The sequence below is a fragment of the Kocuria sp. ZOR0020 genome (genome assembly GCF_000800955.1).
Taxonomy (GTDB): Bacteria; Actinomycetota; Actinomycetes; order Actinomycetales; family Micrococcaceae; genus Kocuria; species Kocuria subflava.
Genome location: NZ_JROX01000005.1, coordinates 1 through 23,449, shown reverse-complemented (window position 1 = coordinate 23,449; position 23,449 = coordinate 1). Strand labels below are relative to the sequence as shown.

Annotated in this window: 19 protein-coding genes; 16 read left to right on the top strand and 3 right to left on the bottom strand. The window is 60.5% G+C overall.

The window, feature by feature from the left end; all coding sequences use genetic code 11:
* The coding region (gene serB, locus L979_RS00535; RefSeq protein WP_047688037.1) for a phosphoserine phosphatase SerB at positions 1 to 863 on the bottom strand (863 nt) is incomplete at its 3' end.
* 184 nt (positions 864 to 1,047) lie between these two features.
* Here serB and L979_RS00530 point away from each other — a divergent pair.
* From L979_RS00530 to L979_RS00520, 3 genes are all read left to right on the top strand, one after another.
* A complete protein-coding gene (locus tag L979_RS00530) occupies positions 1,048 to 1,833 on the top strand; it encodes an ABC transporter ATP-binding protein (RefSeq protein WP_047688020.1) in 786 nt (261 codons plus the stop codon).
* A gap of 74 nt (positions 1,834 to 1,907) precedes the next feature.
* Entirely contained in the window at positions 1,908 to 2,774 is an 867-nt protein-coding gene (locus L979_RS00525) for a sulfite exporter TauE/SafE family protein (protein WP_052209257.1), read from the top strand.
* Positions 2,775 to 2,853: 79 nt separating this feature from the next.
* A complete protein-coding gene (locus L979_RS00520) occupies positions 2,854 to 3,627 on the top strand; it encodes an RNA methyltransferase (protein WP_231559327.1) in 774 nt (257 codons plus the stop codon).
* A 102-nt stretch (positions 3,628 to 3,729) separates the two neighbouring features.
* Here the strand turns inward: L979_RS00520 and L979_RS00515 are convergent, their stop codons facing one another.
* Positions 3,730 to 5,775: a S8 family serine peptidase gene (locus L979_RS00515; RefSeq protein ID WP_197052037.1), complete on the bottom strand. Its 2,046-nt coding sequence runs from the start codon at positions 5,773 to 5,775 to the stop codon at positions 3,730 to 3,732.
* A gap of 282 nt (positions 5,776 to 6,057) precedes the next feature.
* Between L979_RS00515 and L979_RS00510 the strand changes: the two genes are divergently transcribed.
* The 9 genes from L979_RS00510 (at position 6,058) to wecC (ending at position 17,874) form a co-directional block, all read left to right on the top strand.
* On the top strand, positions 6,058 to 6,318 hold the full coding sequence (locus L979_RS00510; protein ID WP_047688018.1) for a type B 50S ribosomal protein L31: 261 nt from the start codon (positions 6,058 to 6,060) through the stop codon (positions 6,316 to 6,318).
* A gap of 129 nt (positions 6,319 to 6,447) precedes the next feature.
* Complete coding sequence (locus L979_RS00505) at positions 6,448 to 8,283, top strand: hypothetical protein (protein ID WP_052209255.1); 1,836 nt, start codon at positions 6,448 to 6,450, stop codon at positions 8,281 to 8,283.
* Between the two features lie 90 nt (positions 8,284 to 8,373).
* Positions 8,374 to 9,444: an LCP family protein gene (locus tag L979_RS00500; protein WP_047688017.1), complete on the top strand. Its 1,071-nt coding sequence runs from the start codon at positions 8,374 to 8,376 to the stop codon at positions 9,442 to 9,444.
* Between the two features lie 56 nt (positions 9,445 to 9,500).
* The gene (locus L979_RS00495; RefSeq protein WP_052209262.1) at positions 9,501 to 10,718 is read left to right on the top strand and encodes a glycosyltransferase family 4 protein; all 1,218 of its coding nucleotides are present in this window, start codon (positions 9,501 to 9,503) and stop codon (positions 10,716 to 10,718) included.
* The gene (locus tag L979_RS00490) at positions 10,705 to 12,627 is read left to right on the top strand and encodes a glycosyltransferase family 4 protein (RefSeq protein WP_052209254.1); all 1,923 of its coding nucleotides are present in this window, start codon (positions 10,705 to 10,707) and stop codon (positions 12,625 to 12,627) included. Before L979_RS00495 ends, L979_RS00490 begins: the two co-directional genes overlap by 14 nt.
* Positions 12,624 to 13,577 (top strand): ABC transporter permease, encoded by a 954-nt coding sequence (locus tag L979_RS00485; protein ID WP_231559326.1) that lies wholly within the window; start codon positions 12,624 to 12,626, stop codon positions 13,575 to 13,577. The genes L979_RS00490 and L979_RS00485 overlap by 4 nt, the downstream gene beginning before the upstream one ends.
* Positions 13,564 to 14,523 carry an ABC transporter ATP-binding protein gene (locus L979_RS00480; RefSeq protein ID WP_231559325.1) on the top strand — a complete coding sequence of 320 codons (960 nt, stop codon included), beginning with the start codon at positions 13,564 to 13,566 and terminating at the stop codon, positions 14,521 to 14,523. The genes L979_RS00485 and L979_RS00480 overlap by 14 nt, the downstream gene beginning before the upstream one ends.
* The gene (locus L979_RS00475; RefSeq protein WP_047688015.1) at positions 14,520 to 16,514 is read left to right on the top strand and encodes a glycosyltransferase; all 1,995 of its coding nucleotides are present in this window, start codon (positions 14,520 to 14,522) and stop codon (positions 16,512 to 16,514) included. The genes L979_RS00480 and L979_RS00475 overlap by 4 nt, the downstream gene beginning before the upstream one ends.
* Positions 16,515 to 16,608: 94 nt before the next feature.
* Positions 16,609 to 17,874 (top strand): UDP-N-acetyl-D-mannosamine dehydrogenase, encoded by a 1,266-nt coding sequence (gene wecC, locus L979_RS00470; RefSeq protein WP_047688013.1) that lies wholly within the window; start codon positions 16,609 to 16,611, stop codon positions 17,872 to 17,874.
* Positions 17,875 to 17,876: 2 nt separating this feature from the next.
* Here wecC and L979_RS15730 read toward each other — a convergent pair whose 3' ends face one another.
* A complete protein-coding gene (locus tag L979_RS15730) occupies positions 17,877 to 19,181 on the bottom strand; it encodes a hypothetical protein (protein ID WP_156125263.1) in 1,305 nt (434 codons plus the stop codon).
* A gap of 250 nt (positions 19,182 to 19,431) precedes the next feature.
* Between L979_RS15730 and L979_RS15725 the strand changes: the two genes are divergently transcribed.
* The 4 genes from L979_RS15725 (at position 19,432) to L979_RS00455 (ending at position 23,151) form a co-directional block, all read left to right on the top strand.
* The gene (locus L979_RS15725; RefSeq protein WP_156125262.1) at positions 19,432 to 21,327 is read left to right on the top strand and encodes a hypothetical protein; all 1,896 of its coding nucleotides are present in this window, start codon (positions 19,432 to 19,434) and stop codon (positions 21,325 to 21,327) included.
* 176 nt (positions 21,328 to 21,503) lie between these two features.
* The gene (locus L979_RS15720) at positions 21,504 to 21,980 is read left to right on the top strand and encodes a hypothetical protein (RefSeq protein WP_156125261.1); all 477 of its coding nucleotides are present in this window, start codon (positions 21,504 to 21,506) and stop codon (positions 21,978 to 21,980) included.
* 27 nt (positions 21,981 to 22,007) lie between these two features.
* On the top strand, positions 22,008 to 22,283 hold the full coding sequence (locus tag L979_RS17000; RefSeq protein WP_081993484.1) for a glycosyltransferase family 4 protein: 276 nt from the start codon (positions 22,008 to 22,010) through the stop codon (positions 22,281 to 22,283).
* 43 nt (positions 22,284 to 22,326) lie between these two features.
* Complete coding sequence (locus tag L979_RS00455) at positions 22,327 to 23,151, top strand: ATP-grasp fold amidoligase family protein (RefSeq protein ID WP_047688007.1); 825 nt, start codon at positions 22,327 to 22,329, stop codon at positions 23,149 to 23,151.
* Positions 23,152 to 23,449 lie beyond the last annotated feature (298 nt).

The following is a 23,449-nucleotide window of genomic DNA, read 5'->3' as shown; positions in this document are numbered from 1 at the left end:
CGTTTCGGCTTGCCGTTGAAGGCGATGCCGACCGCGGCGGTTTCCAGCATCTTGGCGTCATTGGCGCCATCGCCCACGGCAATCACCTGTTCCGGGCTGACCTGATCGGCTTGGGCCCATTCCCGCAGCATGCGTTCTTTGACGTCGGCATCCACAATGGGGCCCACCACGCGTCCGGTCAGGTGACCGTCCTCAATTTCCAGTTCATTGGCCAAGTGGTGATCCAGCCCCAGCTTCTGAGCCAGGGGAGTGAGGATCTGGCTGAAGCCCCCGGAGACCACGGCAACGGTGTGCCCGGCACGGTGGAAGGTGTCCACCAGAACGCGGGCGCCCACGCTGAAACGGACCTGTGCCACCACGTCCTCCAGAACGGACACGGGCAGGCCTTTGAGCACCGCCACCCGCTCGCGCAGGGATTGCGCAAAGTCCAGTTCGCCGCGCATGGCACGGTCCGTGACGGCAGCAACCTCCTCCTGGCGGCCCACGTGACCTGCCAGGAGTTCAATGACCTCCTGCTGGATCAGGGTGGAATCCACGTCCATGATCAGCATTTTCTTGGCATCGGGATCAAAGAGCTGACCTGGAATGACGTTGACGTCAACGCTGTGCCAACGGAAGCCCATGGGATCCGGGCGCAGTTGGGTGCGCAGCTTCTCCAGGTCGCCACCGGTGACCCTGGCGGTCATGGCGGAGTACCCGGATGCTTCGGATTCTTCGCTGCCGCCGGAGGCGGTGGAGGTCACGCGAACGCGGCCGTAGTGCTCAACCGTGGCACCGGAGTCCTCGACCTCGGCCAGCATGGCTTCCACGTCTTCTGGCCGCGGGGTCTTGGACAATGCGATCACGGCGAGTTCGTCGGTCATGGCCGGGATTCTATCGGGCGTGCCAGCTGGAATGAACTTGGCAGCCCCGTGCGTGACCAGCGCCTCACCACCCGGAAACCAGCCGGCAACACCATCCGGGAGGCTAGATGATGCGGATTCAAGCTGCTGCCACACACCGCAACCCTGACCCGTCTGCCTGAGCCGCACTACTAGAGTTGTGCCCATGAGCGCTGTTGTGAACATGACCGATGTAGACCTTGTCCGCGGCACCAAGAACCTGTTGAACCAGGTCTCCTGGACGGTTCAGGACAGTGAGCGCTGGGTGGTTCTGGGCCCCAACGGCGCGGGCAAGTCCACGCTGCTCTCCATTGCGGCAGCCCGCCTGCACCCCACCCGCGGTGCCGTGGAGATCCTGGACGAAACCCTGGGCCGCGTGGATGTTTTCGAACTGCGCCCGCGCATCGGCCTGACCTCCGCACCACTGGCGGAGCAGATCCCGGCGCGGGAAACGGTGTTCGACGCCGTTGTTTCTGCCGCCTGGGGTGTGGCCGGCCGGTGGCGAGAGCGCTATGAACAGACCGATGAGGACCGGGCTCATGAGCTCATCAAGGACTGGGACCTGCAGCGGCTGATTGACCGCAAGTTCGGTTCCCTGTCCTCCGGGGAGAAGAAGCGGGTGCTGATTGCCCGCGCCCTGATGACCGACCCCGAACTTCTGCTCCTGGACGAGCCCGCTGCAGGCCTGGACGTGGCCGGCCGGGAAGATTTGGTGGAGCGCCTGGACCAGCTGGCGGCCTCGGAGAATGCGCCCGCCGTCGTGATGGTCACCCACCACCTGGAGGAGGTTCCCCCGGGATTCACCCACGCCCTGTTGATCCGTGAAGGTTCCGTGGTGGCTGCCGGGCCGGTGGGTGAGGTCATGACGCCGCAGGAGCTGTCCGACACATACGGGATGCCGCTTAAGCTCGTGCGGGTGGGCAAGCGCTTCGCTGCCTTCCGTCAGGACTGACGCACTCGTCTGCGCACTGACGGTCACCCCGTGCCGTCTGAGCGGCACCCACACAGCAACAGAGGCTTGAGTCCGTGGAATGGTTCAGTGAGCTGGGCGCCAACTTCCCCTTTGAGTGGTGGCAGGTAGCCCTGATCTTGGTGGCCGGTGTGTGGGCCGGTCTGATCAACACCATTGTGGGTTCCGGCACCCTGGTCACATTCCCCGTGCTGGTGACCATGGGCGTGTCACCGGTCACGGCCACCATGTCCAACGCCATGGGCCTGATTGCCGGGAACCTGACCGGCGCCTGGGGGTACCGCAGCAAACTCAAAGGCGTGGTGCGCACCCTGCTCAAACTCATCCCGTGCTCCGTGGTGGGTGGCGTGGTGGGGGCTGCGTTGCTCATGCACCTGCCGGAGGAGGTTTTTGCCTACGTCGCACCCGTGCTGATCGTGGTGGCGCTGGGGTTCGTGGTCTTTCAGCCCCGGTTGCAGGCGGCCGTCCGGGCCAAGAAGGAGCAACAGGCCAAGCGCGCCGCTGGACGCGCTGAGGCTGCCGGGCAGCAGGCACCGCCGCTGGACCCGGACCGCGAGTCCCAACCGTTGAGCCTCTACATCCTGGTGTTCCTGGCAGCCGTGTACGGCGGCTACTTTGTGGCCGCCCAGGGTGTGCTGTTGCTGGGGATCCTGGGCGTGTTCCTGATGGCCTCCATGCAGTCCGCCAACGCGGTCAAGACCGTTCTGGTGGCTGTGGTCAACATTGTGGCCGCCCTGTCCTACGTGATCTTTGCCTTTGACCGCATCAACTGGTGGGTGGTCCTGCTGATCGCTATCTCCTCCACCGTGGGTTCCTGGGTGGGGGCCAAGGTGGGTCAGCGCCTCTCCCCGGTGGCCCTGCGCACCGTGATTGTGCTCCTGGGTGTGGTGGCCCTGGCCAACATGATCCGCCAGCTCATCTGATCCCCCCGCTTTTCACGACGACGACGGAAGCTGACCCTTGGCCCGAATCATCCACCTCACTGACCCGAATGACTCACGCGTGGCCGATTACACGTCCCTGACGGATGTGGCGCTGCGCCGGAAGTTGGAACCAGAACGCGGGATGTATCTGGCGGAATCCTCCAAGGTGCTGCGCCGAGCCCTGGATGCTGGTCATCAGCCCAGGTCTTTCTTCATGGCGCAGAAGTGGGTGGATGATCTGGCTGATGTTCTGGAAGCGCATCCGGAGGTTCCCGTGTACGTGGGATCGGATGAGGTGTTAGAAGCCATCACCGGGTTCCATCTGCACCGCGGTGCTCTGGCCGCCATGCACCGGCCCGCCCCGTTGGCCCTGGAGTCCGTGGTGGCGGATGCCCGGCGGGTGGCGATCATTGAGGACATTGTTGATCACACCAACGTGGGCGCGATCTTCCGATCGGCGGCCGCCCTGGACGTGGATGCAGTGCTGGTGACCCCGCGCTGTGCGGATCCTCTGTACCGGCGGGCCATCCGGGTGTCCATGGGCACCGTGTTCCAGGTCCCGTGGGTGCGGTTGGAGCACTGGACAGCGGATCTGCAGACCGTCAAGGACGCCGGGTTCCTGACCGCCGCCATGGCCCTGAAGGGTGACTCCTTGACCTTGGACCAACTGGGTGCTCGAGTCCGTGGCTCCGGGGAGAAGCTGGCGTTAATCCTGGGCACGGAAGGCAACGGCCTGGGGGAGGCCACCATCCATCAGGCGGATGTGACGGTGAAGATCCCCATGTCCCACGGCGTGGATTCGCTGAACGTGGCTGCGGCCTCAGCCGTGGCGTTCTGGGAGACGCGGCCATGAGCGGGAGATGACCCGCGGCGTCGTCGTCGTAGTCATGCGATTGTCAGGGAAATGACCCGCTGCGGTGAGCGCAGCGGGTCATTTCCCTGTCAGACGCGGCCCTTACCGGTAGGAGCGGTAGATGAACGCCGCCATGGCGTCCCGGTTAGTGGTGTTCAACGGACGGAACGTGCCGTCAGCCCACCCGGTGGTGACGCCGCGGTCTGCCAGCCAGTGGATCTCCCGGTAGAACTGCTGCCCGGGCCGCACGTCAGAGAACCGGGAGTTCACCGGTGCCGTGTAGGCCGGGGACCCTGCCAGGCGGTAGAAGATCGCGGCCGTGGCATCCCGGGTCACGTTGTTGTTGGGGCGGAACGTGCCGTCGGACCAGCCCTGCATGATGCCCGCACTACGGGCCCAGGTGATCTCCTTGTAGAACGGGTGTGAGGTGGAGATGTCCGCGTAGGGGGAACGCGCCGGGGGAGTGAAGGCCGGTGAGCCGGAGACACGGTAAGCCACGGCGGCCATGGCGTCCCGGTCGATCTTGTTCAGCGGGCGGAAGGTGCCATCCGGCCAGCCGTTGAGGTAGCGGTTGTCACGGACCCACGTGATTTCCCGGGCGAACTGATTGTTGGCTGAAACGTCAGCAAACGGGGCGCCGGAGGCAGCCACGGAGGCCACCGCCCGATTCGGTGCCACCTGCAGAACGCCGAGTTGTCCGGTGGAGGTGGTCTTCAGCGTGCGCTCGATCTGATCCACGCTCAGGGACGGGTTGGCGTCCTTCATCATGGCCACGGTGCCTGCCACAAAGGGGGCGGCCATGGAGGTCCCGTACTTGTAGCCGTACATGGGCGTGCCGTAGGTGCGGGTACCGGAGTTCATGGTGGAAACAATGGGCGCAGTCTGGGTGCCACCCGGTGCCAGGACGTCAACGGAAGGCCCCCAGTTAGAGTAGGAAGCCCGTGCCCCGTTCTGATCTGCTGCACCCACCACAATGGTGCGTGCGCAGTTGGCCGGCGGGTAGTTGGCTGCGTCCCGGTTGGCGTTGCCTGCAGAAGCCACCACGGGAACGTTGCGGTTGTAGGCGTAGTCAATCGCGGACTGCATGGTGGTGCTGCATGCGCCCAGCAGATTCAGGGACATGTTGATGACCGTGGCGGGCGTGGGCGCAGTGACACCGTCGATCGTGGCACCGGCGGCCCAACGGACCCCGGCCACGATGTCTGATTCGTAACCGTAGGTGCAGGAGCCCAGGACTCGAACGGGCATGATGCGGGCATCGCGTGCCACGCCTGCCACACCTTGAGCGTTGTTGGTGTTGGCTGCGGCAATGCCTGCCACGTGTGTGCCGTGCCAGGTGGCATTGCATCCGGAGATCTCGTACCGGTCGCCTGGATCGGTGGGATCGGAGTCACGGCCGTCACCGTCAATGGCGAACGTGCCGCCGTAGTTGGTGGTCATGTCACGGCCCTGGACCAGTTTGCCGTTGATGTCCGGGTGGGTGGAGATTCCGGTGTCCACCACGGCAATCACCTGGCCGCGCCCCGTGGCCCCGGACCATGCGGCAGGAACGTTGCGGCCCAGCACGTTGTACTGCAGGTTCAACAGGGGGTCATTGGTGGCAGCAGCCAGGGCCAGGCGGTCCGGTTCGGCGTAGTCCACACGCGGGTCCGCTTCCAGCTCCGTGATCAGCTCCTCCTGGGCCTGTGGATCCAGGGTGTCCTGGAAGGCCATGACGTCAGTGCCGTCATCCAGGGTGTTGATGGTTTCCGGGGTTTCCGACTCACTCAGCCCGGCTTCCTGGGCCACACCAGCGGAGTCAGCGGCTTCAGCCACCACGTCCTCCTTGAGGGAGTCGTCCGTGGCGGGTTCGTGGAACTTGACCATCAGGCGGTCCGTGTCCTGGGGGAGCTCATCCGGGGAGGTGGGCCCCTGAACATCGGTGGCCTCGGCCGTGACGGCCGCAATGGCATCGGACTCGCGCTCTTCCGTGAGCTCACCGTCCAGGGCATTCGGTGCGGGGGATTCGACGACGCCGTCCGGTGCACCACCTTCTGTGGCCGTGGCTGCGGTGGCACCGATCAGAGGTGCTGCCACCAGTGCCACGGTCAAACTCAGGGCGGCGCTGGGGCGTAAGAGGGCGTGGGGGAACCGAGAAGGCAATGGCATGGGGAGATGCATCCTTGGGAACTGGGGGGGGAACTGGGACCGGGGGGAAGTCCTGTCAGATGATGCAAAGTCAACTGACCCAGACCACCTTACGAAATGAACCCGCAGATCGCAGGCTTTGACATGATGTTTTTGTGATCTTGCCCGCGCCGTGCGCGGACCCCTGAGTCCCAGGAGACCCCTGGTGTAGACTTTCCGGCTGGTGTCCTCCGTGACACCCGCAACCCAGCGTCATCGTGCCTGGCAAAATCCAGTCACCCAAGAGCCAAGGAATTCACGCTCATGAAGAACGACATCCACCCAGATTACCACCCGGTTCTGTTCCGCGATCTGGCATCCGGCAAGACTTTCCTGACCCGCTCCACCGCCACCTCGGCCAAGACCGAGCAGTGGGAGGACGGCAACGAGTACCCGTTGATCGAGGTTGAGATCTCCTCCGAGTCTCACCCGTTCTACACCGGCAAGCAGCGGATCATGGACTCCGCCGGCCGCGTGGAGCGCTTCAACGCTCGCTTCAAGAACTTCGGCAAGCCCTCCAACTGATGCAGTGGGTGATGCCCTGAGCATCGCCGCAGCACACGGCCTGCCCGGACGCCGGTTGTCACCACCATCACGTGGTTGACAACCGGCGTCGTCGTTTCTGACGCGCAACGGACGGATAGGCTGACGCTGATGATCCCCCCACCTCACCATCACCCCCAGTCCCGGCACACGATCAAGAAGCAACCGTGGATCGCCCTGACCGCGGTGGCCACCATGCTGCTGGTCGGCTGTGGATCCGACGAATCCACGGGCCCGGGCGACACACAGCCCTCCGACCCATGGCCTCTGTCCGCTCCCCCCGAAGACCCCATGGGGTGGATCGCCGAACAGCGTGAGCCCCCGGCAACGAGCTCACCGACTGCAGGCGCATCAGCGTCCCAGGCCGCTGTTACCGTGGACGTCGACGGGACGGGCCCGGGATCTGCGTACACGACGGCGGGTGCCGGGATCTCCTTTGAGGCAACAGATTTGGCCGACGAGCGGCTCAGCGCGGACAACGCTGACCTGGTGCGGATCCTGGATCAGATGGATCAACCCACCCTGCGTTTTGGTGGCAATGCGGTGGATCGCAGGTTCTTCTACACGGACTCCGGGGAGCCCACTCCCACGGACTGGCCGCTGCGGGACGGGGAGAGCATCACCACCGTGACGCCGCAGGACCTGGAACGGTTGGCCGGGCTGGCAGAAGCCACGGATACCCATGTGATCCTGAGCGTGAATCTGGGCGAAAACGATCCTGACCGCGCAGCACGGTTGGTCGAACAGGCCGATCAATCTTTGGGGGACCGGCTGGTGGGCGTCATGATTGGCAATGAGCCCAACGGATATGCCCTGGGCCCGGAGAACCCGCTGAGCATCAAGGACTCGGACTGGGACGCGGAGGCCTTCCAGCAGAACTGGGAGGAGTACGTGAACGCTATCCGCGCCAAGACCCCGGACACCCGCATTGTTGGTCCAGGCGCCTATGAGGCCCAGTGGTGGCGGACGGTCACCGAGTCCGGGGTCCCCAACACGGCATTGGCCGTTCACCAGTATCCGCTCTCCGAATGCGGTGACCCTGAGGACACCGGATATCAAGCCGGCAGCGCGCCCACCATTGAGAACACGGTGTCTGCCACCACACGTGACCGCGTGGATGACCTGCTGGGACAGGCAGTGCAGATCGCTGACGACGCCCAGATGGAGACCTGGGTCACGGAGACCTCCGCATCGTCCTGTTCCGGGTCCAATGACCTCACGGAAACCCTGGCGGCCGGGCTCTACAGCGCGGACTACGTCTTGCGGGCCCAGCAGCTGGGCGTGGACCGGATCGACTTCCATTCATCCCTGTTGCCATGTGCCGGTGGGCCACCCATGTCCGTGGTGTGCTCCTCCGGCACCTTGGCCAATCCCGGATCAGCTTTTGTGCCCCGCACCAACGGTTTGGCACTGGCCCTGGTGGGTTCTCTGCCTGCCGGTGACTTCCTGGACACCGCACTGACCCCCTCCGGCAGCTCGACTACCGCAGGGTCCACGGGACGGGACGCGGTCTCCTACGCGGTCCAACATGCCGACGGCTCCATGTCCGTGGTCCTCATCGATTTTCGTGACCCCCAGGAGAACTCCGCGCGTTCAGTGGCCATCAACCTGCCCGAGCAGATCGGGGGCGCCACGCAGACCACCTTCAGTGGCACGGACTTCCGCGAGAACTACCCGGAAGCGACCCTCTTTGACAGCTATGACCGCAACTCTGCCTCGAACAACGACAATTACCCCATAACCGCCGACGACGACGGCGTGGCCATGGACATCCGGGGGGCCACCAACCCTGTGGCGGAGGGCCGACCCTCCGTGGACGGATACGGTCTGCCGCTGATGCCACCTCGGCTCCAGCCTGAGATCTCCGGGGTGAGCTCCGGCGATCAGGGGATTAGGACGATGATCTCTCCCGGGTCCGTGTCTGTGATTTCCACGCGGCCCCTATGATGAAACAATCCCTGACGAATGACGTGTTGTCCGCCATTTGGTGGACCGTGCGAACCCCACTCTGGCCCCCGACCCTGCAAGGACATGCCCATGGCTCGCGACCTCCAAGATGACCTTTTTGGTGATTCCCCCGCGAATTCAACGTCAGCCACGGAGCCGTCCCGGCGCAGAAAGCGTGGCCGCCGCGTGGTGCTGACCATCCTGGTGCTGTTGCTGGTGCTGATTCTGGGTGTGGTGGCCGCAGTGTTCATCTACCTCAGCTCCTTGAGCCGCAGTTATGACAACAACGTCACCTCGGTGCCGTCGGCCTCGGCCTTTCCGGAAGGGGATCGGCCGCAGGACACGGAGAGCACCACTATCCTGTTGCTGGGCTCTGACAAGCGCCCGGAGGGTGGCGGTGAGCTGGGCCGTGAGGGCGAGCGCGCGGACTCCATCATGTTGATGAACATCCCTGCCGATGGCAGTGCGGTTTACGTCATGTCCGTCATGCGTGACACCTGGGTGGAGATCCCCGGTGTGGGCCAGGGCAAGATCAACTCTGCCTTCCAGCACGGCGGGATGCCGCTGATGGTGGAGACCCTGGAAGGGTATTTCGGTACCCACATTGATGAAGTCATGGAAGTGGACTTTGCCGGTTTCCAGGGTGTGACCGACGCGTTGGGTGGCGTGACCGTGGACGTACCGCAGGACTTTTCCACCCGGGAGGGCGTGCAGTTCACGGCCGGCCCCATGGAAATGGACGGAGAAACCGCCCTGGCTTTTGTGCGTGAACGGTATGCCTTCACGGACAGTGACTACACCCGTGTGCAGAATCAGCGCGCCTACATCCGCGCGGTCCTGAACCGCTTCCTGGAACCGTCCACCTTGACCAACCCGGGCAAGATCTCAGACATCGTGGAAACCATCTCCCCGTATCTGACGGTGTCTGAGGGCCTTGACTCCGGTTACATCCGTGGGCTGGTTCCGGAGTTGGTGGGCACCACGGGATCGGACATCCACATGTTCACGGTGCGCACCAACGGGATCAGCACCGCTGATGACGGCCAGTCGATTGTTCTCCCCGATGAACAGGCCATGCAGGACGTGGGGGATGCCATCAACAACGGCACCTTGGATGACTATTACTCCCAGCACGGCAATGACGACGGGAGCGGCCTGTAAACATGGATGTCCAGCGCGCTGGTCCGCCAGTGCAGGGCATCCAGGTAGGCACTCCCATGAAGGTCCTTCTGCTCACTCACTCCTACTGGCCGGAGCATTCACCGCCCCAACGGCGGTGGCAGTCTCTGATCCGTCATCTGCGTCCGCGCGGGTGGCAGGTGGTGGTGGTGACCCCGGTGGCGCATTACAGCCACGGGCCTGATTACTCTCGTTCCACCCGTGGGCGGCTGCGGGGGATTCAGACGGGGCTTCTGGGAGAGCAGATCCTGCGTGTGCCGTTTCTGACCGGCAAGGATCATCGGGTCACCAAGTTGGTGGATCAGCTGTTCACGGCCGGTTGCAGTGTGCTGCGTTCCTTCACCGTCAGTCGGCCCGACGTCGTTGTGGTGACCGCACCCTCCTTGCCGCTGATGGCTGCCGGCTGGTGGGTGGCCACGGTGCGGCGGGTGCCGCTGGTGGTGGAGATGCGGGATGCCTGGCCCAATCTGGTCACGGATTCCGGCGTGGCCGTGGGCCGGGCGCAGTCCTGGATCAACCGGGCTGTGGAGTTCGTGCAGAATCACGCGGACACGGTGGTCACGGTCACGGAAGGCTTTGCGCAGACGCTGCGGGACCGCGGTGTTCAGCGGGTGGTGACCATACGCAACGGCGTGCAGGTGACCAACACTCCGCTGTTGCCTCCGGTGCCACAGCGGGATCGCCTGGAGGTGCTGTACCTGGGCAACCACGGGGAGAGCCAGCGCCTGGAGCGCCTGATCGAGGCCGCAGCTCTGGTGGGTCCGGCCATGCGGTTGACCATGATCGGTCAGGGCTCGCAGAAGGCCGGCTTGATGGCGCGTGCTGCCGCTCTGGGCGTGGAGGTCCAGTTCTTGGACTCGGTGTTCAGGGAAGATGTTTTTGCACAGTACAAGCAGGCTGATTCATTGGTGATCTCACTGCGGGATGACTGGAAGTCCTTTGAGGCCACCATTCCCTCCAAGACCTATGAGGTGATGTCCGTGGGCCGCCACATCACCGGCGTGGTCAAGGGGGAGGCTGCCCGGATCCTGGAGGATTCAGGGGCCGGGGACATTGTGGCTGGGGAGCCGGAACAGATTGCCCAGTTGTGGCGCCGCTTGGCCACTGACCGCACCCTCCTGGAGGTCGACGACGCCGGCCGCCGGTGGGTGGCCGCTCATGCCAACTACACGGACCTGGCGGGGGAGTACGACCTCGTGATGCGTGAGATCTTGGCCCGCCGACATAAGGCGGTGAGCACTAGTGACGCCGCCTGATGTCGCATCCCCGCAGACCACACCACGTGTCTGCTGGCCCAACAACCTGCGCCTGGTGCTATCCACCATTGCCGAGCATTCCAGCACCGATCCTGTGGTGTTTGCCTTGCAGGTCTCCAGGCGCCTGCCTGTTGGTTTGACCCGCAAGATCGCTGGTCCGCTGACACGCATCACGCCCGTGGCACCCACCGTGGCGGCCGTGGCCATGCACGTTGCCGGGCGTTCCAGTGCATTGGACGAGTTGTTGGACCGGGCGGGTCGTGACCATCCGGCGGGTGGTGACCAAGAGAAGGTATGGGGGCGTCGTCGTCGGGAGAAGCGCAACCGCAGGCTGGCTGATGTGGCGCTGGCAGTTGATGCGGTGGACCACGCCTTCCGGTTGACAGCTGATCTGCCGCCGGGACTGCCCGGTGCGTCCGGTACCCGGGCGCGGCGGGACTGGTACCTGGGGGACATGGCTTCTGCCGTTCACACGCTGCAGCACGCGTGGTTGACCGGTGCGGCCAGCCGCGGTGAGAAACGACAACTGCCGCGACTGGCGGATGAACGCGCACAATTCCACGGTGCCCGGCCCAACCTGCAGCGGGCCCTGGACGAGGACCTGTGCATGCTGGCCCAAACCTACTCGCCGCGGCCCAACACCGTGGTGCACGTACTGACCAACTCGGTGCCACACACCTCCAGTGGGTACGCGTTGCGGTCCCACTCGCTGTTGTCCGCGCAGGCTCGTCAGGGGTGGGAGGTCCACGCGATGACACGCCCGGGGTATCCCATTCAGGTGGGCAAGATCGGGGCGGCCGAAACGGATGTGGTGGACGGCGTGACGTATCACCGGATCAACCCTGCGCACCTGCCATCCACTGCCACGGGGCGCTTGGAGTTGTTTGCTCAGGAACTGTTGGTGCGGTGTCTGCTGACCCGGCCATCCGTGTTGCACACCACCACGCATTTTGTGAACGCCCTGGTGGTGCGAGAAGTGGCGCAGATCCTGGGGATCCCGTGGGTGTACGAGGTCCGGGGTCAGTTGGCAGACACCTGGGCCTCCCGCAGGCCCCCGGTGGCTGCGGCCTCCGAGCGCTACCTGTGTTTCACGGCTCGTGAGGCGGAGGCTTTGGTGAATGCCGACGACGTCGCAGCACTGGGTGGTGCCATGGCACAACGCATCCAGGAGATCACCCGCGGACACGTACAGGCCGGAGATGTCCGGCTGGCACCCAATGCGGTGGGTCCTGCGCATGAGGAGCAGCCGGTGCCTGTGGCTGACGCCCGTGCGGCAGTGAACCTGCAGGCCCACGGTGTGGCACCGGAGGCGTTCCTGGTGGGCAGCGTGACCAGCGTGGTGGATTACGAGGGCCTGGATGATCTGATCCGCGCGGTCGCCATGCTGCCGCAGGACGTGGTTGGGACCATTGTGGGCGATGGTGAAGCCCGGCCGGGACTTCAGGACTTGGCCAAGACTCTGGGGGTTGCCGACCGCATGGTGTTTGTGGGCCGCGTGTCTGCGCAGCAAGCCCGCTCATGGCAACGGGCGCTGGATGTGTTTGTGGTTCCACGCCGCAACAGGGTGGTCACCCGGGCTGTGACACCCCTGAAAATTGTGGAAGCCAGCGCCAGTGCGGTGCCCGTGGTGGCCTCTGATCTGCCGGCCATCACGGAAACGGTGCGTGACGGGGTCACCGGGATCCTGGTGCCGCCGGAGAACCCCAGTGCACTTGCCAACGCGCTCCGCGCCTTGTGGGCTGATCGGGGGATGGGGCTTAGACTCGGACAGGCCGGCCGGCAGGTGGTTCTGGAACACAGGACTTGGTCTGCCGTGACCAGTGGCACCATCGCCCGGTACCAAGAACTCATGCAACATCCAACCCGGCCGTCAACCACCGCAGCATCAACCCCCAGGAGGACAGCGTGAGCCCCAGACGCAGCACCAGCCCCTCCGCCCGGCCCCGCACGCCCAACACCAAGGCACCGTGGGAGGGATTGTCACAGGCCGTGGTGGGCCCGCAGTCCAAGAGACACGTGATCGATACCAGCCGTCTGCAGCCCGTGGGCGCACGTCCCCCCCTACTGGATTACATGGTCAGCTTGTGGGGCGCACGGCACTTTGTGCTTTACGACGCCCGCGTGCGGTTGTCCGTCAGCCAGGACCACACCATTTTGGGGAAGACGTGGCTGATCCTGAATCCGATTCTGTTCGGCCTGACGTTCTACCTGATTTTTGGGCTGCTCCTGCAGACCAACCGTGGCATAGAGAACTTCACCGGTTACATCATCATCGGGTTCATGATGTTCTTCTACACCACCCGAGCCTTCACCACAGGGGCTCGATCTATTGCCAACGGCAAGAACCTGATCCGCGGTTTCACCTTCCCCCGGGCTGCATTGCCGCTGGCCATCAACCTCCGGGAAGCCCTCAGCCAGGTCTACGTGCTGATCGCCATGGTGATCCTGGTGCTTCTCACGCCGCCGTCAGAACCCATTGGACTGCACTGGTTGCTGGTGATCCCCATTTTCCTGCTTCAGACCTTCTTCAACTGGGGCCTGGGCATGTTGTTTGCTCCGCTGGTGCACCGCATACCGGACGTTGGCAACATCATCTCCGTGTTCACGCGCTTGTGGATGTACGGATCTGGTTTGTTTTATGACCCCAGCCGGTTCACGGACAATCAGCTCATTCTGATGCTTTTCCACGCCAACCCGCTCTATCAGGTTTTGGAGATGACCCGCGAGGTCCTCCTCTATGACACCGTGCCGTCCCTGGAACGTTGGGCCATCCTGACCGTCTGGGCTGGCGGCGCCTGGCTGCTGGGCATGATCGTTTTCTGGCGCAATGAAGAAAGCTATGCCAATGAGCGACGCTGATTCTCTGTTCGAAGACCCCAGTCAAGGCGTGCCGGAGGACTCCCGGACGCAGGCGTTGCACCGCGTGCGTCATGATGCCACCACGCTCATGGACGCCGTTGAACCGGTTCGTCCTGCCGTGGTGATCGATGACGTATCCATGGTCTACACCGTGACCAGCACCGGCTCCAAGGATGAACAGCAGGTGGGTGGTCTGCGTCGCATGGGTCGGCGCGCCCTGGGACGCCCACCCATCGTGAAGAACCAAGCGCTCTCAGGCATCCGCTTGATGGTTGAGGAGGGTGAGTTCGTCGGCTTCATCGGCCGCAACGGGTCCGGCAAATCCACCCTGATGAACATTGTGGCCGGTCAGATGAATCCCACGGAAGGCCGTGTGTGGGCAGTTGATCGCCCGGCCAAGCTCGGCGTGAACGTGGCCCTGGTTCCGGCCCTCTCCGGAGAACGCAACATCCGGCTGGGCTGCCTGGCGCAGGGGATGTCTCCGCAGCAGGTGGACGCCGTCTTCGACGAGTTGGTGGACATTGCCGCTCTTGAAAAGGCCCTGTATTGGCCCATGAAGGCATATTCCTCCGGCATGGCCGCCCGGCTGCGGTTTGCCGTGGCCACCGCCACCAACCCCCACATCCTGATCCTGGACGAGGCACTGAACACCGGTGACGCTCAGTTCCAGGCCCGCGGCCAGGCCCGAATGCAACAAATTCGCGACGACGCCGGCTGCGTACTGTTTGTCTCCCACTCCATGAGTGAGGTTCGCCAGATGTGCACCCGGGTGGTGTGGCTGGATGAAGGCCACGTGATCATGGACGGTCAGCCAGATGAGGTTGTGGACCAGTACAGCCAGTACATGAAAATGATGGCGGACGGGAACTTGATCAGCGCACGGGCACACAGGGATGAACAGGCTCAGCGCTACCAGCCGGTGGCCTGGGTGGGCAGCATCGCATGATCGCTGGAGACCGCGACTGGAAACAGTACGTTCGGGATGCCAGAACCGCCATGTGGCACTTGCGCGATGGTGGTGTGGAGCAAATGCGGCGCTACTTGCGCCGTCGTCGCTTGCCGTCCAGCTCTGCTGCGCCCACCCTCACCTCGGCTGAACACAGCACGGGCACGTCTGGGTCAAGACATCGTCAATCAGGTGCCGCACCGCGTGGTGTCCAGGCCATCACCGCCGGTGACCGACTGAGTTTTCCGGAGTTCAAAGCACCAGGGACTCGGCGCAGAGCATTCGGTGACGTCACGGTGGCCACCATCCTGGACGATTTCTCCTCCCAGGCCTTTGGGCATGAGTGGAACCAGATTCCCCTCCAACGTGACACCTGGAAGACGCAGTTGGATGAGCACCAGCCGCGTCTGCTGTTTGTGGAGTCCGCCTGGCACGGGAATCAGGACCAGTGGCAGTACCAGCTCACAGGCACCTCCGGGGTCAAAGAACCGTTCAAGGACTTGCTGGCTGAGTGCTCACTGCGCGGGATCCCCACGGTGTTCTGGAACAAGGAGGATCCGCCGCACTACAGCGACTTCCTGGAATGTGCTGGTCTGTTCGATCACGTTTTCACCTCGGATGTGAACCGGGTGGAGCACTACCGCCGGGATCTTGGACATGACCGCGTGGGTGTACTGGCATTCGCCGCGCAACCGGCGGTCCACTCACCAGCCAGACCGGCTCACGGCTTCCACGAACGTGATGTCGCCTTTGGCGGCATGTACTTTGCCCACAAGTTCCCGGAGCGTAGGGAACAGATGGACCTGCTGCTGGGTGGCGCATCTGACGTTTCGCCAAAAATGCAGCATGGCCTGGAGATCTTCTCCCGCTACCTGGGGGATGACGACCGCTACCAGTTCCCAACCCCCTTGGACAGGCGTGTGGTGGGATCCCTGAACTACGCGCAGATGCTCACCGCATACCAGGCGTACAAGGTGTTTTTGAACGTGAACTCCGTGGTGGATTCGCCGTCCATGTGCGCGCGACGCATCTTTGAGATTATTTCTCGCGGGACCCCTGTGGTATCCACCCCATCAGCTGCCGTGGGAGAGTACTTCCGGCCTGATGAACTCCCCGTGGTGGCTGACCGCCAGGCTGCCGGCGACGTGATCCGAACCCTGGTCCGCAGTCCGGAATACGCAGACCGTATGGTGCGCAAGGCTCAACGCCGCATCTGGGACCAACACACCTACACTCACCGCGCCGCCGAGGTGCTCTCAACGGCGTTGGGTCCACGCCCTGACGGCAGCCCGTGGATGCCGGATCAGCCCTCCGTATCCGCCATCCTGTGCAGCAACCGGCCCCAGAACCTCCCCTCAGCCATCCAGACCATCGGGTCTCAGGTGGGGGTCGACCTGGAACTGGTGATCGTGAGCCACGGGACGGAATCTGAGGTGCGGTCTCTGCGGGACATGGCCGAGGCCTACGGTCTGGCCAGAGTTCAAGTCATCTTCGCGCCGGTCGAGTGGACGCTGGGGGAGTGCCTCAACGCAGGGGTGGCTGCCTCCCACGGGGACGTGATCACCAAGATGGACGACGACGACTGGTACGGCCCCAACTATTTGCGAGACCAACTTGCCATCATGCGCGCCACAGGTGCAGACATTGTGGGCAAACAGGCCAGCTACATGTACGTGGAGTCCTACGATTCAACGCTGCTGCGGTTTGCCGAACGTGAGCACCGTTGGACGGACATGATTCTGGGTCCAACCCTGATGGCCAGACGTGCTGTTTTCGCTGACAACCCATTCGAAGCACGCACCACCGGTGAAGACAGTGCATTTCTGCGCTCCGCTCTCGGCAAGGGTTACAGCGTCTATGCATCTGACCGATTCAACTTCAGGCAGTACCGCGGCGGGCATGACCACACGTGGAGCGTGCAAGATCAGCACATCATGTCCACGGGAGTTGTGGCCACAATGGGGGACTGTCTGGATCACATCTGGTTATGATGACTAAGGTGGAATCAAACCACACTCAACGCACCACGGCTCGAAAACACGCCTGACCGTACTGCATTTCCCTCAACCTCAAAGGAAACGATTCATGACTGACACCCCCCAATCGGTTGTATTCGTAGGACTGGGTTACATCGGTCTGCCCACGGCAGTGACTCTGGCCAACAGCGGCGTGCGGGTCAAGGGTGTGGATGTCAACCACTCTGTGGTTGAGCGAGTTTCCCGCGGTGAAGTCACCATTGTGGAGCCAGGCCTTGAGGACGAACTGCGCAAGGCCGTTGATTCGGGCAACCTGACGGCCCACACGGACATGCAGTCTGGGGATGCCTACGTCATCGCAGTGCCCACGCCGTTCAAGGAGAACTACGAAGGCGACACCTCATACATTGAGGCCGCAGCGGCAAACATTGCACCCCTGCTGCAGGGCGATGAACTGGTCATCCTGGAATCAACCTCCCCACCGTCGACCACCCGGAAGCTCGCGGAGGTGTTGATCCAGACCCGCCCTGACCTCACCGTTGATCCGGAGGAAGCTGCCACGGGTGACACTAAGTTGATCCACCTGGCTTATTGCCCCGAGCGGATCTTGCCGGGCAAGGCCATGGAAGAGCTGATCACCAATGACCGAATCATTGGTGGTATGACCCCGGAGGCAGCCAAGCGCGGCCGGGCTGTGTACCAAACGTTCTGTCAGGGCGAACTGCTGGAGACGGATGACGTCACCGCGGAGATGGCCAAGCTCACGGAGAACTCCTTCCGTGATGTCAACATCGCGTTTGCTAATGAGCTCTCCCTGATTTCCGACAAGCTGGGGATCGATGTCTGGGAACTGATCGAACTTGCCAACCACCACCCGCGCGTGAACATCTTGCAACCTGGCCCCGGAGTGGGCGGGCACTGCATTGCAGTGGATCCGTGGTTCATCGTCTCCTCCGACCGGGAGAACTCGAACCTCATCCGCACCGCCCGAGAGGTCAACGACGGCAAGCCGCACTGGGTGATCAACAAGGTCAAGGGAGCTGCTGCTGACAACAGCTCACCGGTGATCGCAGCCCTCGGCCTGGCCTTCAAGGCCAATATTGATGACCTCCGGGAGTCTCCGGCTCTGGACATCGCCAAGGAGTTGGCCGCCTCAACACCGGATGCAACCATCCTGGCGGTTGAGCCCAACGTGGATACGCTGCCCAAGGCTCTTGAGGGTCTCAGCAACGTCGAATTCGCCGAGTACCGCGACGCCATCGACCGTGCTGATGTAGTGCTCCTATTGGTCGACCACGACGATTTCAAGGAACTGCCTGCCACCGCCTTGGCCGGCAAGGAAGTTGTGGACACCAAGGGGCTTTGGCGTCACTGACATCAACTAGCGTTGAGAATGTCGATGATGTGGGGCATGTCCATGGGATTGTGCCCCGCATTCTCGTCAGCATATCGGTGAATCTCCACTGCAGCTGATTGACGCGGGTAGTTCTTCAGAAATGCCTCCATCTGGGGGAGATCCACGGTTGCGTCATGCTTGGATTCAGTGTTGACGTAATAATCAACCCGCAAGGCTTCGGGGCGGGTGGACAGCAGGCGGAGCACACCTGTCTGGTGGGGCAACCGTCGCCGCAATTCAGACGGCAGTTCATTACCAAGACGAGAAGCCCGCAGCTCATTCACGGCACCAGCCATCCAGCGAGTCCAATCGAACTGCGCGTTGTTAACAATGGCGCGACTGCCATGATCGAAATGCGCCAAAGCCAGCGCCCAAAAACCACCAGCAGACGATCCAAAGTAAGTTGTGGGCTCGCCACTGCTCCCATTCAGTGCGTCAGCAATGAGACGCACAATGTCGCCAACTTTCGGAATACACCAATCACCAAAACCAAGGATTCCCCACGACAACGGGAGTGCATGAGGCCCGACCGTCCCTGGATCGCAAACATAAATCTGATTTACATACAATTCATGACAGAATGACGAACGCTGAAATACAGGATTACGCTCAGTACGATGCAGGTCCACCGCCCCATTTGACAGCACAACCGTTCGAGTTGCACCGGACCTCTTCACCACAAGCAATGGAACAATACAACGTTCGTTAATTACGAATACTTTTGAAATAGTGTCGTTGAAACAATTACCGCGGACCCATGCACTCAGGTCACCGATTGTGGAAACACTGAATCCACTTCCATTACAAATACGATCATCGAAGAACGGATCAACATAAGACGATTCCAATCGCGTTGGCCCCCGATGGACCGTTGGATTAAATTCAACCTCAGAGACCCAACACCGACTTGCCGCCTCCCATGTGACCATGTCAATACGATCTTCAATTACCGTAATCTTGATCTCAACCAAATCCCGGGCGTTCAAATTTAATATCCGTATAAAATTTTCGCCTTGCCCACGCCCACTTTTCCACCGCCGCAACACGTCGCCGTTGACCAGTACGGCCAATACCCAAACGCCCACTGCCTTGAAGTTGCGGTATGGCTGATTCAGAATGAACGACAGCTCACCTGCCTGCTCGATCCGATGAAACTGACGGGAGACGGTCGTACCCGCGCAGAACGACTCGGCTGGCACGACAAGAACCGGGTCGTCCATGACGACACTCTCCAACTCAACACCATCAGCAATTACCAGCTGATGCGGGGTCAAGGACAGTCCCACGATCGGTGGCCTCCTTCCTCGAAACAGCTTTCAGAGATCAAACAGTCAAGACTAGACGGACTCACCGTAAGGGCAAGACCAAACGGCACAACCGTGGCCCGCAACCACACATCGAGCTCATGTGCACACAGAGACGACATGCCGGTCTGTCCACCTGCACTCCGTCGCACCTCCTGTCCACAATATGGCTTACAATACACGCAGATGCCACGGCGCCGCGCGCGGCCACCCACGAAAACCAAGGATGCACATGAAACCCTCAGAGGACGTCCCTGACTTCACCTCCGATTTGCGCAAAACTAGAATCCAGGACTATCGACACACGATCAACGTTGAACCCGGACAAGAATTTCGCGTTCTAATCGATTCATTTTCCTCCGATCCCGCAATCGAACGATCAGCATTAATACAGATTATAGTAAAAGATTCTCAAGGCATTCGCGTCCCAGTCCCCAAATGGACAAGTATGTCTGCACGTGTATTTGAATACAAATACCTTAATGATGGCGATGTGCTTTCACCCGCTACCACAGATTTTCGTGTACTCATGCCGGAGAACGCTGAAACACTGGAACTCATTGGCCATCAATGGCGAGCTAATGCTAATACTTTGATACTTGGTGACCCCATCGTTCACCTGATGGGATCGGACGCGCCTTTGCCGATGACTACTGCCACCAAAGCGGCCATCGGATGGAAAGGCAAAGAATTCAAGCACAGCATAGCCATTCCACGGGAAGCCCAGGAAACAACCGTTTACATTTATGCGACAGCGGGCACACAAGGTACCGCACCGGTAACGGTTTCTATTTATGACGATCAAAAGCGCAAACTGCTGCCACCCGAGGGTCTGCCCACCCACGCCAAATTTGGCACCTTCACCTCCATAAGCGTCGATGAGTACCAAATTCGTTCGGAGTTCACCATTACGTTACCTCAGTGCGCAGCGGAAATAATATTGACGGGTGTCGATTGGACCAATCGCACGCCCACCTTTGATCAAGTGCCCGAAGCAGTGTTCGCCGCAAACAATTCATTGGCTACGGTCTATGAATTCATTGACAGCAACAAGGATCGCCCCCTGGTGATCATAGATACGACAGCGCCACCACTCGGCCATGCAACTTTGTCACTCCGACCTAATAATCTAGCGTCAGAGTATGCTCAGTTGGGCTGGGCTGTAATCTTTGTACCTTTTGGATCCACACAGGAATTCTCATGGTTAGTCAATGATCACCTGGCTCAAGTGCCCCGAGAACACATTGAAGACGTTGTGAACTATGCCATTGATCATAGTGAAACAGCGAAAGGTATTTATATTTGCAGCTCATTTCCGTCGATGGAAAACAACGCGCGTGGCGAACGCCTAAAACGTCACGGATGGCGATACATTTATGAAATCCGTGACGACATGGAAGAATTCAATAGAGTTGGATATTCAAAATGGTACCACCCTATTCTGGAATCACGCATGGTTCGTAGTGCGGATGCTGTCGTCACCGTTTCTAGCGCACTTTCTAAGAAAGTTGCTAGCTTTGGCCCAGGCATGACAGAGGGCATCACGATGCCGAACGGCGTAAGTCAATTGACTCTGAATGGTTCCAAGCACTTGCGACAGAGCAGTGCGATAGAGACACACGAGGCCGGCGGTGTCGTTGGATACGTAGGTCACTTGACGCCGTCGTGGTTTGACTGGACCTCCCTTGTTCGCTCCGCCCTCGACCTTCCGCACATTACGTTTGAGATTGTGGGCCATGGAATGCCAGAAACCTTGGATTTGCCGACGAACGTCAAGTATTTAGGTGCGAAGACCCATGCCGAGCTTCTCGAAATTGTAGCCCACTGGAAAGTTGGACTCATTCCGTTCATAGATTCGCCGCTAACCCGTGGTGTGGATCCCAATAAGATTTACGAATACTTCGCATGGGGACTTCGGGTCGTATCTGCTCAGATGGGAGCAGTGGAAACATATCCATCGACTCGAGTCTACACACACCAGCCTGATCTGACTCTCGCGATTCAAGAAATGGTAGCCTCACCAATTACAGATCAAGAGATGGAAACAATTGCTCGATTCGCGGAATCGAGTAGTTGGCGTAATCGGGCGGAGAACATGATGGAATTGGTAGAAGGGGTCGAGCAGTGAAATCTCTAATTGTGTATCCAAACTGCTCTAAAGGCGGCGTCACATCAGTCATTAGGGGTCGAGCTAGGGCGAACCCCGCCCGTGACTTCGAAGTGATATTTTTCAACGACCGAGGCGGTCGTAATGCGTTTGATGATCTCCCTAATGTGCACGTGCGGGTCATCCGCAAGGACCGTGTGACCAATTACCTGAATCATGTACTATCTCAACGTGAATATGCTGATGTATCATTTCTTTCCTGTCCTGATATTGTAACCAAACTCACGGTGCCTAGCGAAGTCAAGATTGACTATGAATTCCATTCATCCAACATGACCATCGTAGCCGACGAAATTTCTAACTTGGAATTATCTAAGCTTAATAGACTCATCGTGCCCAGCGTATATATGGCTACTCAATTGGAACCACTTCTACCCACAGACCATGTCGATCAAGTAACCGTTGTACCCAATCTGGTGGATACATCTGTATTTACATTTGACGAAGCCCTCGAGGAGCCTGCGCAGATTTCTTCTCGTCCGCTGATTTGGGTGGGACGGTTCGATAAGGGTAAAGGGTATCGATACTTTCTGCGGTTGTTGGCGCAGCTGCCTGATAATTATCATGGCGTGGTTATTGTCAGTCTCGAGACAGGTCCTGACCGGGCGGCATAGTTCTTCTCGGAGGCAGGCTTCGATGGCGTGGACTCTAGGGTTCAACTTTTGTTGAATGTTCCTCAGACTGAGATGGCAAGTATCTACCGTGATGCGCGTCGCTCTGGCGGAGTCCTGGTATCGACATCACTCCTGGAGTCTTTCGGCTATACAGTTGTCGAAGCTCTCTCTTGCCACTTGCCAGTGGTTGCGTTCGATCTTCCTGCGCTACGCGAACACGATTCACATGGCGTTGACTACAAGCTCGTGGCACCTGGCGATGTGTTGGAGTTGAAGGATGCAATTCTGGCTTTACACGCCTAATTTAGATGCTATTTTCATTTAGCTCGACCATTGGAGACCAGTCATGAATTACTTTGAACGCATTGCCCGGCGTCTTGCCGTGCAGGAGGACTTCGTTCCAGCATCACTCGGCGCAAAAGGTGCCGCGCAGAACTTTGCACGACAAATTGGCGTCCGAACGCCTGAAGTCTATTATTCTGGCACCTTACAAAGTTTGCCAAGTGAATTGCCGAGTGAGTTCGTCTTCAAGCCTGCGTTTGCGTCGACCTCAATCGGCGTCCTACTGCTCCATTCTTTGGGTGACGATAGGTTCACCAATCTAACGACTAATGAAGTCATCACTTTGAATGAAATTAAGGAAAGGGCTGCAGATGTTGCAGAACGGTTTCTAGGTGCCAGGGCTGAATCCGGCATATTCATCCTCGAAGAATTGCTGCGGTCGCCCGATGGTTCCACTCCGCCCAAAGACGTGCGTTTTTACGCATTTCAGGGCGAGATTGGCTTGATCCTTATGGAGTCCCACATTGCAGGTCCTGCGCGCGCCATGTATTTTGATGGTGATTTTGCACCATTGAAGGACGTGAAGGAGAAGTATGGCGTTGCATCAGGTGCCAAGGACCTGGAATCCATTGAAGATGCCATTCGTCCCATGCACTGGAAGGAGCTCCTCGCAGTGGCGAAGAGACTCTCTGTAGCCATCCCGTCTGCATTCTGTAGGATTGATTTGTATGACACACAGAATGGGGTGACTTTGGGCGAACTAACTTTCACGCCGGGTACGTTCTATTACAAGAACCGCAAATTGATGTCCGATGCAGAGGCGGAGCGTCTTGGCGCTTTGTGGGGCAGTGCCGAAGATCGGCTTTTGGGTAGCGTGGCACGGAGATAGTTTCACGGGCAGTTTCTGTGCGGCCAGTCATGTGGTCGCCCGTCGACCAGTGTTGATTCGCCCCACTCTTTTTCCGACCACTAGTTAGTTCGGCCTTTTGGTCATTCAAATGTTCGGGCTGCTGATGGGATGTACCCCTTGATTGGTTTTTGTGGTTGGCCGCGTCCGTCGAGGGTTCTTTACGGGAAGCAATTGGGGCTGACGACCCGGAGGAGGACCGTCAGCCCCAAGGCCGTGCATCACGATTTATAGGGCTCTTCCGAGTCGCGGTGGGGGTGAGAGGCGCGCCGGTATGAGC

Coding starts and splice junctions, on each gene's coding strand:
- L979_RS00530 (WP_047688020.1), top strand. CDS start 1,048: ATGAGCGCTGTTGTGAACATGACCGATGTAGACCTTGTCCGCGGCACC.
- L979_RS00515 (WP_197052037.1), bottom strand. CDS start 5,775: ATGCCATTGCCTTCTCGGTTCCCCCACGCCCTCTTACGCCCCAGCGCC.
- L979_RS00510 (WP_047688018.1), top strand. CDS start 6,058: ATGAAGAACGACATCCACCCAGATTACCACCCGGTTCTGTTCCGCGAT.
- L979_RS00505 (WP_052209255.1), top strand. CDS start 6,448: ATGATCCCCCCACCTCACCATCACCCCCAGTCCCGGCACACGATCAAG.
- L979_RS00500 (WP_047688017.1), top strand. CDS start 8,374: ATGGCTCGCGACCTCCAAGATGACCTTTTTGGTGATTCCCCCGCGAAT.
- L979_RS00495 (WP_052209262.1), top strand. CDS start 9,501: ATGAAGGTCCTTCTGCTCACTCACTCCTACTGGCCGGAGCATTCACCG.
- L979_RS00480 (WP_231559325.1), top strand. CDS start 13,564: ATGAGCGACGCTGATTCTCTGTTCGAAGACCCCAGTCAAGGCGTGCCG.
- L979_RS00475 (WP_047688015.1), top strand. CDS start 14,520: ATGATCGCTGGAGACCGCGACTGGAAACAGTACGTTCGGGATGCCAGA.
- wecC (WP_047688013.1), top strand. CDS start 16,609: ATGACTGACACCCCCCAATCGGTTGTATTCGTAGGACTGGGTTACATC.
- L979_RS15725 (WP_156125262.1), top strand. CDS start 19,432: ATGAAACCCTCAGAGGACGTCCCTGACTTCACCTCCGATTTGCGCAAA.
- L979_RS00455 (WP_047688007.1), top strand. CDS start 22,327: ATGAATTACTTTGAACGCATTGCCCGGCGTCTTGCCGTGCAGGAGGAC.